Annotated in this window: 18 protein-coding genes; 1 reads left to right on the top strand and 17 read right to left on the bottom strand. The window is 26.4% G+C overall.

All coding sequences use genetic code 11. The features are described 5' to 3' along the window. Positions 1–1,112: 1,112 nt before the first annotated feature. The 8 genes from BN346_RS04515 to BN346_RS04555 form a co-directional block, all read right to left on the bottom strand. The gene (locus BN346_RS04515; RefSeq protein WP_051540022.1) at positions 1,113–1,628 is read right to left on the bottom strand and encodes a GNAT family N-acetyltransferase; all 516 of its coding nucleotides are present in this window, start codon (positions 1,626–1,628) and stop codon (positions 1,113–1,115) included. 33 nt (positions 1,629–1,661) lie between these two features. Continuing rightward, the gene (locus tag BN346_RS04520) at positions 1,662–1,847 is read right to left on the bottom strand and encodes a hypothetical protein (protein WP_034439939.1); all 186 of its coding nucleotides are present in this window, start codon (positions 1,845–1,847) and stop codon (positions 1,662–1,664) included. A 108-nt stretch (positions 1,848–1,955) separates the two neighbouring features. Then, positions 1,956–2,540 carry a sugar O-acetyltransferase gene (locus tag BN346_RS04525; protein WP_034439941.1) on the bottom strand — a complete coding sequence of 195 codons (585 nt, stop codon included), beginning with the start codon at positions 2,538–2,540 and terminating at the stop codon, positions 1,956–1,958. Between the two features lie 475 nt (positions 2,541–3,015). Beyond that, the gene (locus BN346_RS04530; protein WP_034439943.1) at positions 3,016–3,600 is read right to left on the bottom strand and encodes a type 1 glutamine amidotransferase family protein; all 585 of its coding nucleotides are present in this window, start codon (positions 3,598–3,600) and stop codon (positions 3,016–3,018) included. A gap of 1,105 nt (positions 3,601–4,705) precedes the next feature. Then, entirely contained in the window at positions 4,706–5,536 is an 831-nt protein-coding gene (locus BN346_RS04535; RefSeq protein WP_034439945.1) for an MBL fold metallo-hydrolase, read from the bottom strand. Positions 5,537–6,020: 484 nt separating this feature from the next. Further along, the gene (locus BN346_RS04545) at positions 6,021–6,518 is read right to left on the bottom strand and encodes an AAA family ATPase (protein WP_034439946.1); all 498 of its coding nucleotides are present in this window, start codon (positions 6,516–6,518) and stop codon (positions 6,021–6,023) included. Positions 6,519–6,584: 66 nt separating this feature from the next. Next, complete coding sequence (locus BN346_RS04550; protein WP_034439947.1) at positions 6,585–7,103, bottom strand: GNAT family N-acetyltransferase; 519 nt, start codon at positions 7,101–7,103, stop codon at positions 6,585–6,587. Positions 7,104–7,202: 99 nt separating this feature from the next. Beyond that, positions 7,203–7,697 carry a GNAT family N-acetyltransferase gene (locus BN346_RS04555; protein ID WP_034439949.1) on the bottom strand — a complete coding sequence of 165 codons (495 nt, stop codon included), beginning with the start codon at positions 7,695–7,697 and terminating at the stop codon, positions 7,203–7,205. Between the two features lie 237 nt (positions 7,698–7,934). Here BN346_RS04555 and BN346_RS20390 point away from each other — a divergent pair, with 237 nt between their 5' ends. Further along, positions 7,935–8,567 (top strand): guanylate kinase, encoded by a 633-nt coding sequence (locus BN346_RS20390; protein ID WP_051540024.1) that lies wholly within the window; start codon positions 7,935–7,937, stop codon positions 8,565–8,567. 613 nt (positions 8,568–9,180) lie between these two features. Here the strand turns inward: BN346_RS20390 and BN346_RS04565 are convergent. The 9 genes from BN346_RS04565 to BN346_RS04595 all read right to left on the bottom strand — a co-directional run bounded on the left by BN346_RS04565 (position 9,181) and on the right by BN346_RS04595 (position 16,075). Then, complete coding sequence (locus tag BN346_RS04565; RefSeq protein WP_034439951.1) at positions 9,181–10,410, bottom strand: hypothetical protein; 1,230 nt, start codon at positions 10,408–10,410, stop codon at positions 9,181–9,183. A gap of 274 nt (positions 10,411–10,684) precedes the next feature. Further along, a complete protein-coding gene (locus tag BN346_RS21525) occupies positions 10,685–10,858 on the bottom strand; it encodes a hypothetical protein (RefSeq protein WP_158644448.1) in 174 nt (57 codons plus the stop codon). 272 nt (positions 10,859–11,130) lie between these two features. Next, positions 11,131–11,961, bottom strand: a complete 831-nt coding sequence (locus BN346_RS04570; protein ID WP_034439953.1) for a class I SAM-dependent methyltransferase — start codon at positions 11,959–11,961, stop codon at positions 11,131–11,133. Positions 11,962–12,714: 753 nt separating this feature from the next. Continuing rightward, positions 12,715–13,212, bottom strand: coding sequence for a kinase (locus BN346_RS04575; protein WP_034439956.1), 498 nt, complete (start codon positions 13,210–13,212; stop codon positions 12,715–12,717). A gap of 272 nt (positions 13,213–13,484) precedes the next feature. Further along, entirely contained in the window at positions 13,485–13,898 is a 414-nt protein-coding gene (locus BN346_RS04580) for a GNAT family N-acetyltransferase (protein ID WP_034439958.1), read from the bottom strand. 123 nt (positions 13,899–14,021) lie between these two features. Beyond that, the gene (locus BN346_RS22185) at positions 14,022–14,153 is read right to left on the bottom strand and encodes a hypothetical protein (RefSeq protein ID WP_278245491.1); all 132 of its coding nucleotides are present in this window, start codon (positions 14,151–14,153) and stop codon (positions 14,022–14,024) included. Positions 14,154–14,276: 123 nt separating this feature from the next. Beyond that, positions 14,277–14,612: a DUF3784 domain-containing protein gene (locus BN346_RS04585; protein WP_034439960.1), complete on the bottom strand. Its 336-nt coding sequence runs from the start codon at positions 14,610–14,612 to the stop codon at positions 14,277–14,279. Between the two features lie 58 nt (positions 14,613–14,670). Further along, on the bottom strand, positions 14,671–15,432 hold the full coding sequence (locus BN346_RS04590) for an EFR1 family ferrodoxin (protein WP_034439962.1): 762 nt from the start codon (positions 15,430–15,432) through the stop codon (positions 14,671–14,673). Positions 15,433–15,622: 190 nt separating this feature from the next. Further along, a complete protein-coding gene (locus BN346_RS04595) occupies positions 15,623–16,075 on the bottom strand; it encodes a GNAT family N-acetyltransferase (RefSeq protein WP_034439964.1) in 453 nt (150 codons plus the stop codon). Positions 16,076–16,143 lie beyond the last annotated feature (68 nt).

The following is a 16,143-nucleotide window of genomic DNA, read 5'->3' on the forward strand; positions in this document are numbered from 1 at the left end:
ACTATTATGATTACTGAGTTCCAAGTTCGAAGTTTAAATAACATATTTATCAAATAATATTATTTAGCTTACAGTTTATTCTGATATCATGTTTGGAACCAAGTAAAAAGTAAGAGTGAAAAGTGAATAGTGCTGGTGAATATTATTCATTTCATTCCTAATATTTAAAATAGAAATACCTAAAAACTATAACACCTTCGTAGCTGAGGTTTTAACCTTGGCGGTACTGTATCCTTGCTATATTTCATTGGTTTAAATTTTAAAATATATTAATCAACAGTAGGGACGGACCTATCATATGATAATTACCTATTCATAGTACACTTCTATTTTAAATAACATATTTACATAAACAAGCAAAGTCAGTCCCAAATAGATTATAAATTAAGTTGGAGTATTGAAATTTGGAAATTAACGTTATGCAAGAATAAATTCTAGCCTATAAAGAGTGTGAATTTTATTTAATTATTCTCGTAGCCGAGATTTCAGTCTTGGTGTTTTTTATATGGGAATACATTTAAAAAATAATATGAAATAACGTTATGCAAGGTTGAAACCTCGCCTACAAATGTTGGTTTTTGATTAGATTTTCTTCGTAGCTGAGGTTTTAACCTTGGCGGTACTGTATCCTTGCTATATTTCATTGGTTCAAATTTTAAAATATATTAATCAACAAGAGGGACGGACCTATCATATGATAATTATCTATTCATAGTACACTTCCATTTTAAATAACATATTTACATAAACAAGCAAAGTCAGTCCCAAATAGGTTATAAATTAAGTTGGAGTATTGAAATTTGGAAATTAACATTATGCAAGAATAAATTCTCGCCTACAATTGTTAGGTATTTTATTTAATTATCCTCGTAGCCGAGACTTCAGTCTTGGTGTTTTTGTATTGGAATACATTTAAAAATGATATAAAATAGTATTTTGCAAGAATGAATTCTCGCCTACATTAGAAGCCCAATTTTAATATTCACTTTTTAATTTCCATTGTCAATTAAAATGATAATTTAATATTAAAAAACACCGTATATTCACGTGAATAATACGGTATTGTAATATGTTTTTTTATATTTACTTTTTTACAAATTGAATTTCAATGCTTATAAACTCTTCCAATATCTTCTTGTTATTACTTTCTGTCCATCTATAATATTCCCTATTTTATCTTGAAGTTCCATATGATTTTTTTCCATTATTTTAGCAGAAGAAAAGTTATCATCATCACAAGTAATTAAAACTTTTGAAATTCCCATGATTTTTGCTTGTTCTAATGCCAATTTGAGCATAAAAGTTCCATATCCTTTGTTCCATTCAGAATAACGAATGCCGTAGCCTATATGACCTCCATATTTTAGTAATTCATCTGTAAGTTTATGTCTAATGCTAATTTCACCTATAAAGAATTCTTTTTCATCATCAACTAACCAAAAATAATTAGCACCAACCCTGTTTGGTTTCAAGTTCTTCTCATTTTTGTAATTATCATATTTTAAAAATATATCATAAGACCGTGCATCATCAAAGGCATATGTTTGAACATTATTATTTTCATATTCATCATATGCTTCAATATATGATTTTAAGTACTTTTTATTTGGTTCTATAAGCCTAATCATAACTATCACCCTTTTTCATAAATATATATTTTATTAATTATAATTATATATTATTGGTACAATAACTAAGTAAGCACTTATTACTGCCATAACTGTATATTTTTTAGATTGTTCCTTAGGTTTTTTTATGGCATTAATAATACCTATAACTAATGTTAATGGTGTAATAAACATAGTTAATTCCCCCATACTTGCTATAAAACTTAATATTTCATTCAAATATATCACCTCCAATTTAATTTGAATTTTGATAATATTTTAAATTAGCCGCAACATATTTTTCTTTTAATTTATTTTCAAATTTTTTATCACTTTGAATTTAAACTACTAGTTGGGTAAATTAATTCTATCTTCCTCTGTAATTTCTCTCATAACTTTACAAGGATTACCTACTGCAATTACTCCTGCTGGAATATCTTTACTTACCACACTGCCCGCTCCAATAATACTACCTTTTCCAATAGTAACTCCACCACATACAGTAGAATTAGCACCAATCCATACATCCTCTTCTATTGTAATAGGTTTTGACGTTCCTATTCCTTCTGCTCTTTGTGCTTTAAGTATCGCATGTCCAGAACAAGCTATACAAACTCCAGGTGCTATAAATACATTTGCACCAATATATACTGGAGATGTATCTAATATTACACAATTATAATTAATTACAGTAAGTCCATGAGTATGTATATTAAAACCATAATCACAACGAAATGATGGTTCAATAAATGTTAGTGGATTATATGTTCCAAGCAATTCTTTTAAAATATCACTTCTCTTTTCCCTTTCAGAAGGTCCAGTCTGATTATATTTCCAGCATAATTCCTTAGCCTTTTGCTGTAATTCTGAAGGCATATCTGTATGCCTTAAACAATACTCCTTATTTTGTTTCATAATTTCTATAAAATCCATTATTTTACTCCTTTCAAATTAGAATTTACTATATTCACTCTTACCTCTTCACTTCTTGTTAAATTCCTATTTATCTTCATTTCTCATACAAGTAAAATTTACTTAACATTACCTTATTATGAATTAATTATAACATATTTTGTAAATACAGTATTATTTAAACCTTAAAAGTATGTATTTCTTAATTTACATTATATTTAAAAGATATTATACAAGATTAATTTCTCACGTACAGCGTTGTGGTTTTGATTTGATGTGCTTTATAAATTATGTTTAAATCTTGACTGACTCTTATGTCATTGTAAAATACTAAATACTATTTTTTAATTCTTACATAAAAATACCACAAAATTCATTTATAAATTTTGTGGTATTTTAATATATTGTTTATTTTTTATATAAAAATAAATGTTAAGATTGTCCAAGTTTATTCTTGTATAAATTTGGAATTTATCTATATTATTTTATTAATATTCTATTGAATTGCACCATTTTTAAAGTTATCATACCATTGCACCAGTTCTTCGTCACTGTCAATCTTTAATATTTTAAAAATCTCATAAGCAAATTCAACAGCAGCAGTTTCATTTGCAGTAATAATTTTATTGTCAATAACTATCTGTGCTGGAATATAAAATGCCTCTCCTTTATATTCTTTTTGCTGTTGAAATAATTCTAAGCTGTCTCCTGTATGTTTAACATTGTTAAGTAACCCATGTTTGCATAAAAAAGTAGTTGCTCCACAAATAGCGGCCACAGGAATGTGTAATCCTATAAGTTTCTTAATAAAATTTGCAATTTCTATATATTCATTTTCTTCCCATGAAAGTCCACCTGGTAGAATAACCATAGCAAGATTATTAAAATTCTCATAATCACCTATCTCATAGTCAATAGAAGCATTAATACCACCCATTGATTTTTTCGGAGCATAATCAATTGCAATTGTTTTAACCTCATAATCTGAAAAAGAATTTAAAACTGCAATAGCATAACTCCCTTCCCAATCATTCCATTGTTCTGTCAATACAATAAGTACTTCATTTTTATTATTGCTCATTACATCCCCCTATCTGTAGGAAGGTTAAAATATAATTACCCTCCTAATTTTTCTAAGATATATAAATTTATATGAATTCATAGCCATCCTCTCCTTTCTTAATATTAATATATATTTTTATGTAAAATAATATATATTAATACATATTATACCATGTATTAATAATTAAAAAATAAAAAATACTACAGATTTATTTCTGAAATAATATCCTTCTAACAATATTATTACATATTACTTATATTTATTTCTGTCAATTTAGAGTTTATTTAAATTCTGGCTTTTATCATCTAACTCCCAATTTATTTATATCTTTCTTCATAATATACCATCTCCTTTATTAATTTTTAGACAGTATACATACTTCTTACCCATTAACAAATTCTCAGATAAGATTTTATAAAAACTTATCTGAGAATTTCTACTTATTCTTTTGTTTCATCAAATTTTCAAGTAAATCCTTTCGCTTATTCATTACGGAATAAGGAATTGCAGTATTAAACACTATAAATGCTACTTTTAAAGCTAATACTGCTAAATAATTGTTAATTCCTATTTATAATCTACATAATCCCTTTTTATAAAAGAGTTGTTCTGTTTAATTTTTCAAAACAAGTTTCACTAATTGAATATTTATCTAAATCTAATATAGAATTAGAAGTTAAAGTTTTTTGCATACTTTTATGAATATCCTCTGTCTTTATACTTGCATTTCATACACTTATATCTACTCAAACTTTGTATATTTCTATTATTTGTTTTTATAAAATAATTCTTTATCAGCCATTTCATATCATTTACATGCACTTTTTATATTGTTATATTGATTTACTCTCTTTAAATTAGTAATAATTTTATTTTTAGCAAATCAACTTAAAATTTCTATATTAAAAGTTGAAAATATATTTTTTCTAGATATAATAAAAACAACTGAAATAAATTCAGTTGTTCTTTTAAAACTTTATACTTAATTTTAAATAAATTTTTCTATTAATTTTGGTTCTCCACAGATGCGCTTCTCCGTATTTATTACAAATGAGGTTTTTTAAGCTTTAACTATCTTATCTTTAATTTACTTTTCCTTACGGTTGCATTAGGTTCATAATGATTATTCGTAAATACTTTCTAAGAAGAATAAATCATCTTGTGATGGTTCATCATTATATACTTCTTTAAATCTATTAAGTACATCTTGTCTATTATTTAATCCTTGTGTAATCTCTAAGCCCATGTTTAGCTTATCGAAATACCATATAATTTCTTCTTTATCACAAATTGACTCATGTGAACATAAATAATAATTAACATCATAACTTTTAACTTCTTCCATCATTGATACTAATTTTTTTCTATTAAAATAACCTTTACCTTCTTTTATACAACCATATGTTGAATCACCTAAAAACAATGTTTTTTCTTGTGGTACATATACTATAGTTCCATCCTCTCTATGTGGATTAATAATTTCCTTTACTAAACATGTTATTCCTCCAAGATTTATTTCTAATTCACCATCAAATAATAAATCAAATTTTATTTCTTCTAAAATATCAACATTTTGCAAGTTATCCTTTACCATTTTTATCTCTAACTCATCAAAAATATTCTTCCTCCTAGCATCTTCTAACGAATCATTATCTGTCTTTATTCCCCAATACATTTTTGCTAATTCATAAGTTTTATTACTTGCTATCTTTATAGCATCAAACCTTGATAATCCAAATATGTGATCCCAATGATGATGTGTTGCAACAACATAATCTATTGGTGGTAAATTCATATCCTTAATCTCATTTAAAAATTTTTCCGCATGTTTAATCGAATTACCTCCATCAATAACTAAGCAAGATTCATCTCCCTTAACAAGCCCTAATGCAGGACGTTCATTAGTATTATCATTTAGCAAATAATAAATTCTTTCAGTAACCTTTTCTAACATTCTCACCAGCTCCTCATATCCATAAAATAGTAATTCCTTTAGTAATATACTACAACATTCATATCTTCAAATTAAACCTTAAAATTTAATACTAAATAAAAATGAGCCATAATTGCTTTTTTATGACTCACTAAAATTTCATATTTTTGATTTTTCTTTTAAATTTATTCTCTCTATACTCTTTTTATATAAAGAATATCTTTCGACTAACACTTTTCTACTAATACCAAATATGAAATCATTATAAATACTAAGATTCCGTATCTCTAATTCTTTTCTTGTATTATTTTTCAGCCCCCAATTATTCCCATTCCCATATCTCATAGGAATATATATACTCACCCTCAATATAATGTTGAAGATTTTATATGCCTTCTATTATTTCTAATATTTAATTATCCAATTTTAGTAAAAGCCTCATTTACTTATGGTACTATTCTTTATTTTATATTCTAAATTAACATAAATTTTTAATACCATTTTGCTATGTTATTTCCGTAATTATTCTCTTTGCAGCTTCCACAGCAGATAAATTAGTTATATTTATTTTAGGATAGGTTACATATTCAAAAGCTTTTCTTGATTCATTCAAAGCTCTTTGCATACGTTCGGCACTTCTATTGTCAATATTCATTCTATTTACATTTTCCTCTTCACTACACCAAAGTAAGAATGGAATAAATTTATGTTCTATTTGAGATATTTCTACTAAAACTTTTTGAAATACTTCTTTTCTTCTTCCATGAAAACCATATGAAAAAATGACAGTATTAACAGTTGGACACTTTAAATAATTTATAATTAAATCACTAATATTTTTTGCAATTGTAGGTATGGTATCATCATTTAAAACAAATGGATTCATAATTCTACACGAATCAGAATCAACATAAGCTGAATTTTGTAATTGTTTAATAATTTCTTTGCAAATAGTAGTTTTTCCTATGCCATTTGGACCACATAAAAACAAAATATTTTTCATCACAACACTTCCTCTTGAGAAAACCTTAATTTACCATATTTTAAACTTTATAAGTTTATTAAAATCTTATAATTTACTATCCTTAATTCTTTTCTCCATAAGATAAAACTTTCCCTTCCTCCAATTTGCAATTCCAACCGTTGAATAACCTAATCTTTTATACATCTTCAAAGCATATGGATTCAAAGTAAATGCGTCTAATCTAATTGTATCTATTCCCATCTTTTTAAGCTCATTTTCTATGTGAATCATTGTTTTCATTCCAATTCCTCTATTTTGAAATATTGGGTTAACACATAATCTATGAACTACATAATACCTAGAATTAAGATATTTCCACCTGCCATTTAAATATTGCTCATCACATTCTTGATTTATCACATATGCAGATGTAATTATAGATTCATATGTACCTACAAATAATTGTTTCTTTTCTATATCATTCTCAATTACTTTTCTATCTGGATATATACTATCCCATTGATCAATACCATTTCTCTTCATTTCATTAATAGCATTTGTAAACATAGACACTATACAATCTAAATGCTCTTTTTGTGCTAATTCAAACTTTAGTTCTATCATATATCGATCATCCCCATCCCAAATATTTAACCTAATAAAAAAAATCATATCACTTAATATATGATTTTTCTTGTACAATTAGCCTATATTATATTTTATTTATAACCTCCACCAAAGAGTTTCTTCTTCTTTATATTTTTTAAATCCACAACGTTCTAAAATTCTTTGAGATGCTAACCCATCTAAATCTGTTTCAGCAATTACGCTTGTAACATCATTTTGCTTTAATGCCCACTGACACATTGCTTTTACAGCTTCTGTCATATAACCATTATGTTCAAACTCTTTACCTAACCCATAACCAATCTCAACTTCACCATTTTCATTAGGAATATCTTTAAAATCTGCTGAGCCTACCACAACCCTATCTTCCTTACGAACTAAGAAAAAAAAGCTATGCCACAAATAATTATTAGGGTCATTTTGAGTTATTTCATATTGTCCCTTTACTATTTCAAAAAAAAATCCTTCCATTGGTTCTGCCTTATAATAACACTCTAATTCTTTTTCAAGTTCTTTAATATCTTCAATCCATAATTTTAATTGATTAGGCATTAACGGAATAAGCTCTAATCGTTCAGTTTGTATTCTCATTTTATCTCCCCCTCTTATATTTAATTTTAAAAGAATTTATTAACTTCCCCAATCATATGGTAATAATTCCTTAATAATTACTATTATACCATCATTAACAGCATTTCTAGTGTGATCTCAATATTATTAGAAGGTGATACATGTGAATTTATATGTATAACTAAAATTTCAACTTTACAATGGAATAAATAGAACGTTATTATATAATATATAAAACTTAAGAATATAGAGGTAAGTATGAATAGATTGTTTGTTTTAGTTGGTCCTTCAGCAGCAGGAAAAACATTAATATCAAATTTTATAGTAAATAGAGATATATCAAGATTTGATAAAATATTAAACAAAGCTGATTTAGAAACACAAAAGCTTATGATAGAAAATTTTAAAAAGGCAAAGACTTTACTATATAAAAAAGAATTTAAAAAAGTAATAACATCAACATCAAGATGTCCAAGAGAAAATGAATTTCAAGGCGTTGATTACTATTTTTATACAAAACAAGAATTTGAAGAAAAAATATTAGAAAATAAGTTTTTAGAATACGTACAAAACTTTGGTAATTATTATGGCACATCCTTTACTTCAATAAAGGAATCCATAGAAGAATCCCATGGAATTATAGTAATTGATGATGATGGGGCAAGAAAACTTAAAGAAACTTTTAAAAATCAAGTAGTTACAATATATTTAGATGTGTCAATAAAAACTATGGAAGCAAGAATGAAAGGTAGAAATGAAAGCTTAGAATCTTATAAAGCTAGAGTTGAAAACCTAAAAATAATAAACTACAAAAAAGAAGCAGATTATATTATAGATGCAAATGAAAGAATAGATTTAGTTATTTTAGATATAGTAGATATTATGAATTAAGACAATAGCCATAAAAACAATTGATTAAAGGATATAGTAACCTAAATTATATCCTTTAATCTTTTTTAAAATTGAAATTTGTATATGAGTTAAGAAGTAAGAGAGAAAAGTGAAGAGTTAAGGTGGAAATCCTAAAGGATTTCTTTTAATGCATATTAGAATTCGGTTTTACAGAATTTATTCATTTTAATTTTAATAAAACAGAACATGTTAATGTATAAATAAATAGTAAACATTATCCTCTTGCTATTTTTTTGAAACTTAGAGAGTTTCTTTCACTCTTCACTCTTACCTTTTACCTTAATGTTAAATTCCTATTTATGTCTAACTTTAAATCTAAGATTACTTATGATATGCTTCATCGTATCGTAAGTAAAAAAATTTAGACCTTCCCATATACAATATAATTAACATGATTTTAAATTCAAGTTTTAATCTTATTTTTTATAAAAAATAAGATAGACTTTTATAGCCTATCTATCCTAGATTACTATTTAACGTTGCTCCCCCTAATCTTCTGTTCAAAGACTAAAATAAATTATATTCCCTAGGTGGGTCAACTTTACTAGTTAAATATGGATTAGTTTTAATTGTAAGTCAACATTTTAAAGCTCTATAATTCTCTAAAATAATTATCTATAATATCCCTAATTACATCATATCCAAAAGTAAAGCTATCATATTCAACTAATAAAGTTACAAATAAATCTTGGACTTCATCATCCTTATATCGTGATAAAAATAATATACACTCTTCCCAAAGTACATTAAACATATCAGAATTTAAAATAGAAAAGCTTAAAATTCTAGCTCTTTCTTCATTATGAACTCTTAAATTATAAAAAACTTCTCTTAACTCATCACAATTATCTATACTTCTATACCTTAATAACGCTTTAATTTTCTCCTCAGAAGTATCTTCTGCAATATTAGATAAAGCATAATACTCATAACTCGGAAACTTAACTTTAAGCTTATCAATATTTATAGGTTTATAATATTTATCTTCTAAATAAACCTCTTCATACACTATTTCTTTTTTCATATCTCTTTTTTTATCATAAAATTTTATAATTTCTTCAGAACCTTTAATTTCAGAATACTTCGCATTATTAATACCATAATTTATTCCGCTTTCTTTTGTATTATAATTTTCATATGGAAATACATTCATTATTGTTAAACATTTAATAGGTTTTCCTTCTAAATAAGAGGCAGTTGCTTTATGATGTCCATCAAGCAATAATCCCAATGCCCCTCTAAAATCTATTGCAAGTCCGTATAAAACCTCATTGTTCCTTATTTTTCTTCTATAATATTCTACTCTGTCACTATCATATACATTAGTCCCTTGTGAAGGTAATAAAAACTTTGGTTCTGCAACAATAGTCCCATATTCCCCATGATAAAAATAAGCACTTGCTGCAATATGATTAGCGCTATTATCTAATCTCCAAAAGAAGTTATCATCTCCATCTGTAGGATAAAACTCTATTTCTTTTAATACATAATACCCATCTTCTAATAGGCTTAGTATAGATTTAATTTTCTCAAATCCATCTTCTAGTCCATTAATACTATTTAGGTTATCAAGATTTTTTATAATCTCCACATCAACTTCTTCTCTGCCCTCTGCCAATGCAATCATTGTTGAACAAGTTGGACAATATTCCGAATTGTATAGTATAAGTGGAATGTTATTTAAGTAATATGCTACTTTTATGTTGTTATTTATATCTTTTACATACTTAATCTTAAGCTTGCTTTGTCCATTAGTGATTTTAAATAATATATCTGATTCACATAGAATATCTATCTTTTCTACTGTAGGTTTTATTGTCATACTATTCCCCCTATAATTTCTTCACATCGTTAAAAACTTTTACACCCTTAATAGTAAAATTTATACAATCCAATAACCTTCTTTTGGTATTTCATATGTTTCTCTATAGTTTCTTAAAATATGACTTACAGTTCTAATTGCTAAAATATCAACTCCATACAAGTTTTTTTAGCATAATGGTATTATTTTACAATTTTTTTACTTTTTATTTCTCAACCAAATCATATGAGTCTATATCCTCAAATGCTGAGGGCAATATTTCAATACGTCCATCCTATGAACGTGTAAGTTCCTTATCATATGGAAAACTAAAATTCTCTCCTGAATATGCATAAATAGCTTTATCATCTTCAATGACTAATAACCTATAAACATCCCCTAGCCCTCTACTCATAATTTCTCCTATATCCATAATTATAATATCTATCTCTATATAAAATACATCCACTTTTAATGTAATAATTGTACAATATTTTCTCCAAAAGAAAAAGGAAACCTTTCAGTTTCCTAATTTTTCATCTACCTCTAATACTTGAATAGAATATAGCATACACCACTAATATGTTTAATAATATTAGATTAATTAAAATATTTTAAAGATTTATTTCGATTTTGGTTCTCCAAAGATACCCTTCATCGTATCATCACCAAGTACGATTTTTTGTTTTAAGATTACCTAATAATTCAAGTACAGATTATATTTATATTATTATGAAGATTCTACTTTGTAAAAACACCACAAATAGTTTCTCCTGTATCTGAAAATTCCTTTCCAGCAATATCGCCATAAAATTCAAATGAATTGAAGCCTATGTTCTGAATTTCTGATAGCAGTACTTCTTTAGTAAAAAAATGGTCCCATATATTATAGCAATTTACAGTTTCTTCGGTTATTACAATAGCCTGCCTTAATTCTGTATTATCTTCATCATCATATTGATATACAGATTCTAAGCAAATATACTGCTTTTCACTAAAAAATCCACCCTCTGAACAATATTCCCATGAGCAACTTTCATCTTTTCTCATAAGCGGTGTAAATACATCAAAAATAAATTTTCCCTTTGGCTTTAATGCTTGATATACTTTTCTTAATAAAATAAGCCTATCCTTAATTGATAACGCTGCATAATCACAATATATCAATGTTATTATATCGAACTGTTCTTTATAATCAATTGTCAAATAGTTTTGGTAATGGTACTCGATATTGCTTTTATTAAGTACTGTTTGTTCCTTTGCATATAAAATGGAACGTTTAGAAAAATCCACCCCTGTAACAGAATATCCAGCGCTACTAAATCGCTCTGCATATAATCCAGGACCACATCCTAAATCTAGTAATAGCTTATACTGAGACGATGGCGCAATTTCTGAGATCCAATTTACTGATCTACCAAGAAATTCATGTTTACGAGTTGCCGCATCCCAATTAGGATTTAGATGAGCTGATAACATACCTTTAGAGATATGTTCATCATCCCAAAATTTATTTGTGCTTGGATCATATAGTTTTGGTTTTTTTGTATATTTTTTAAGTTCATTAAACATAGTTCCATCTCCTTATAATATCTAAAATTAATATAATAGTATAATTCTCCATAAAATAAAAAAGTCGCAGATTTACTCTGCGACTTACCTTAAAAAGGTTGAAAATCTCGCCTTGAGAGTAAACATAAAATCACAAATAAACATATTGGTATCACAAATAAACCATTACTAAATAATTAATTGTTAACAATTAATTATTTAAAATCAGTACACCAACTTATTTAATTTAATGATTTTATTCTACTTCTCCGTGCGTCTTATGCTATGCGATTATTTAGCACTAAGATGAACGACATTCCACCTTCCATAATCATACCATTATATACATATAATAACATAATATTTATTATATGTATATAAAAAAGCGAAAACCCAGCATTAGAAAATTAGTGTTAGTATCACTAAGCTGTTATTATTCTTTAACTTCGCATTCTTGTTAAGATAATCCCATACTTAAAAATCTAAATATACCCTCATACCAGCTATCTCCTTGTCTTTATTAATATATTTTTATAATATTTTGAATATTGTATATATGTTACTTATGTTCCATAGAATCCGCAACAAATTTTTATTTATATTACTCAATCTTAAATTGGAATTTGTATATGAGTGAAGAGTTAAGGTGGAAATCCTAAAGGATTTCTGTTTAAATATATTCAAATTCAGCTTTGCTGAATTTATTCATTAACTTTTCACTCTTAATTTTTACTTTTTAACTAATTAGTAAATTCCTATTTATTGCTATGTAAATTATCTGCTTACAACATTATATGATATGAGTTCAACGGCTTTTTCCAAGCTTACCTCAGAAGTAAATGTAACCTCATGAATAATCCTTATATAATCTTTTTCATTCCACCACCTTCGCATATCATCTTCACCAAAATCATTGCAATTTGGTTTCGTTTTATGCCTTTTGACTGTCTCTTCAAAAGGTATATCATAATAATATGCATGAATATTTGATCCATATTCTAATATCGCAGTTTCAAATAGTGTTTTATACCATTCTGCGTTCAAAATTCCTTCTAAAATTACAACTTCACAATTTTGTCGTCCATACTTTAGTAGTTCAATCAAAAGTGGCAATGCTTTTGTATCAATCCCATCTTTTTCCATAAGCATATCTCTTCGAACAACATCTTGTGAAATCACCATGGTATTTCTTCCAAATCTTTTTTGTAAATTCTTTGCAAGAGTAGTTTTTCCACTACCTGAATTTCCTCTAATAATAATCAGTTTTGGCATATCATTCCCCCCCACTACAAATTCCTTTTTATCTATATTATAAATAATTTTTACTTAAAATTATCTTATTTTCAAATTATGATATTAAATATAACATTATCCAATGTTCGAAGAATATTATTCATATCCAAAATTTTAAAAGTTATGTTGCCTTTTTGTATTACAACATAAAAATACTGTACATTCCCTTTGAGTAATACAGTATTATCATAAATTTATTATTTTGTATTTACTTTTTAAGTTTATTAACAAATTGGATTTTATCTTTACATTTAAAGATTTTTAGTAAAATAATAGCGTTTTCCTGTGACAGGATAGTTTTCTAATGCAAACACTTCCTTGTATCCATGCTTTTTATAAAATTCAGGTGCTTGAAAACTAAAAGTATCTAAAAACGAATACTTGCAACCACGATCTTTTGCTGTTTTTTCTGCCTCATTTAAAATATTACTTCCAATATTATGTCCCCTTAATTCTTCACTTACCCATAGAAACTTTATAAACAACCAATTACCATGTGTACTTCCAATTAAACCCGCAATTTTATTGCCTGTTTCATTTTGTAAGTACACGCCTAAATCCTTTGGATTCTTATCTTCAATTTTCGTTAGATTATATTGTAATAAACCTTGAAAAATAACATATTCATCTTGTTTTTTAATTTCATCAGTAATCTCAAACTTCATTTTATACCTCCTTTAGCGATATTCTAACACAAATAAATAATCTTTATTTTGCCTTTCATTATTATATAAAATTCATTTCCGAATAATACCATATTTAAAAAATATTCATATTTAACACTAATATTAATCTTTTAAAGACTTTAGAAAATACAGTGTTAGATCATCATCATTTCTGCATTTTGAGTATGGTTGCAATTGTTTTCCACTATACCAAACTCCTGTACCATAAGGAATATATCCTCGTTTTATATACATTCTTTGAGCAGTGACATATCTCTATGTCACTTTTCATCATAGACCGTATAATTAAATTATCCTTATTATAATCCCACCTTAATTATTAAAATGCAGATTACTAAATATTAGTTTCTTTATACCTTACTTTTTTACTATTAAACAATTCTTTGGTCCAATATAACTAATAGAAAAAGCAAATATAGCTATAATGATTACAAACGTTATAATTGAAATTGCAGGTTTAATAAACCATGATAACAAAAATCCAGCTATACCAACTACTGATATCATAACAAGAACTTTTTTCAAACGGCATATAGCAATTTTAGGATCATATTTTTTCTGTTCCTCTATATTCATTTGATGATACCACTTTATCCAATTAGAAGATTTTTCAATATTAACCATTGAAATAAATACATATATTGCTAATGAAGCAAAAGCTATTACAACAATTCCTCTTTGAAATTTATCCATTTGCACCACCTCAAATTCCTATTTATATTAATACCTTTAATAATTCTACTTCTAGTTATTATATATAATTTTCAATTTTACACTGCTCATGTACCTGCTTCCCTAATATAGTAATTGCCTCTTTAGGACAATTGCTTAAACATCTATAACACATAGTACATGTACTCTTGCTTTTTATTTTTCCATCACATTCATATAAATTTTTCATTGGACATAGTTCAATACATTTGCCACATGTAATGCATTTATTTTCATTAATCTTAACTTTATTTGTATATTCTTTGGTTTTATTATAAAACCATAATCTTTGACCAAATAAACCTCCCAAATGACACAAAATATTAAGTCCCTCTTCTGTAGGTTTTCCACCTTTTAAAATTTCCACTGAATTTTTTATTTTAATAATAGCTTCTTGTACCATCTTTATATTTTCTTCCTTAGATTTTTTCAAAGCTTGTACATCGCCTACACAATCAGGCATTTTTAAATGAAGTCCACCAACAATCTTAGCTCCACATTTTTTTAATAATCTTGCACTACATCCTGCTCCATCACCACTAAATAAACCCATAGTTGCAATAATGAAAATCTTTTTGTTGTTGAATTTAGTTCTATTTTTCAAAATAAAATCTCCCATTATTTTAGGTAAATTACTAAAATAAATTGGATAGGCTAAAACTATAAAATCACTTTTTTCTATTTCATGTAAGACCTTAGAATCTTCTATGGACATACATTTTGCTTTTGCATCAAGTTCTTTTACAAAGGATTCAATACAATACTTTGTATTGCCTGTTCCACTAAAATATATACCTAACATTTTTCCCCCTTATATCTTTCAACTAAAGAAAATTTAAAGTTACACATTTAACCATCATATAATGATTAAACTTTAAAATATACTTTTGTTTATTGTAACACCTCCATTTCTACTCTATTGGTATTACTTTATAAAAATACCACAAGCCCATTTCTGAATATTGCGACATTTTGTTTTGCTATTTCTAAATTTAGATTACTAATTTCATAATCATCTCATCATCATCACGTTCTCCTGTATCTTTAAAACCTAGCTTTTCATAAATATAAATTGCATGAGTATTATCAATATTACAAGTTAATATAATATTATTTGATTTTCCAAATGGTTTTGTTTTTATATAATCTATACATAATTTTATAACTTTAGTTCCATATCCTTTACCTTGATATTTTTCATCAATCATCATATGCCAAATATTATATGTTTCTTCATCATAATCATAAATAACCATAACATATCCTATAATCATATTATCTTTACAAGCTACAAATGGCGTACATTGATTATAATATACATATGCTTGTGCTAAACTGCGAATAGGATGTGATACGAACTTATCTTGTCCATATCCAAGTTTCAAATTAAAACACTCAATAAAATTACTTTCATCTACTTTCCTTAAAATTAATTCATTCTCCATAAAATTCCTCCACTTATTCAAGTGAAACTATCGAATTTTTATCCCTTATTATGAAAATACCCTTTTCT

Source organism: Clostridium ihumii AP5 (assembly GCF_000612845.1).
Lineage (GTDB): Bacteria > Bacillota > Clostridia > Clostridiales > Clostridiaceae > Clostridium_J > Clostridium_J ihumii.

Bases quoted from the DNA above. Each gene is read 5' to 3' on its own strand.
- BN346_RS04515 (WP_051540022.1), bottom strand. From the start codon at position 1,628: ATGATTAGGCTTATAGAACCAAATAAAAAGTACTTAAAATCATATATT.
- BN346_RS04525 (WP_034439941.1), bottom strand. From the start codon at position 2,540: ATGGATTTTATAGAAATTATGAAACAAAATAAGGAGTATTGTTTAAGG.
- BN346_RS04530 (WP_034439943.1), bottom strand. From the start codon at position 3,600: ATGAGCAATAATAAAAATGAAGTACTTATTGTATTGACAGAACAATGG.
- BN346_RS04535 (WP_034439945.1), bottom strand. From the start codon at position 5,536: ATGTTAGAAAAGGTTACTGAAAGAATTTATTATTTGCTAAATGATAAT.
- BN346_RS04545 (WP_034439946.1), bottom strand. From the start codon at position 6,518: ATGAAAAATATTTTGTTTTTATGTGGTCCAAATGGCATAGGAAAAACT.
- BN346_RS04550 (WP_034439947.1), bottom strand. From the start codon at position 7,103: ATGATAGAACTAAAGTTTGAATTAGCACAAAAAGAGCATTTAGATTGT.
- BN346_RS04555 (WP_034439949.1), bottom strand. From the start codon at position 7,697: ATGAGAATACAAACTGAACGATTAGAGCTTATTCCGTTAATGCCTAAT.
- BN346_RS20390 (WP_051540024.1), top strand. From the start codon at position 7,935: ATGAATAGATTGTTTGTTTTAGTTGGTCCTTCAGCAGCAGGAAAAACA.
- BN346_RS04565 (WP_034439951.1), bottom strand. From the start codon at position 10,410: ATGACAATAAAACCTACAGTAGAAAAGATAGATATTCTATGTGAATCA.
- BN346_RS04570 (WP_034439953.1), bottom strand. From the start codon at position 11,961: ATGTTTAATGAACTTAAAAAATATACAAAAAAACCAAAACTATATGAT.
- BN346_RS04575 (WP_034439956.1), bottom strand. From the start codon at position 13,212: ATGCCAAAACTGATTATTATTAGAGGAAATTCAGGTAGTGGAAAAACT.
- BN346_RS04580 (WP_034439958.1), bottom strand. From the start codon at position 13,898: ATGAAGTTTGAGATTACTGATGAAATTAAAAAACAAGATGAATATGTT.
- BN346_RS22185 (WP_278245491.1), bottom strand. From the start codon at position 14,153: ATGTATATAAAACGAGGATATATTCCTTATGGTACAGGAGTTTGGTAT.
- BN346_RS04585 (WP_034439960.1), bottom strand. From the start codon at position 14,612: ATGGATAAATTTCAAAGAGGAATTGTTGTAATAGCTTTTGCTTCATTA.
- BN346_RS04590 (WP_034439962.1), bottom strand. From the start codon at position 15,432: ATGTTAGGTATATATTTTAGTGGAACAGGCAATACAAAGTATTGTATT.
- BN346_RS04595 (WP_034439964.1), bottom strand. From the start codon at position 16,075: ATGGAGAATGAATTAATTTTAAGGAAAGTAGATGAAAGTAATTTTATT.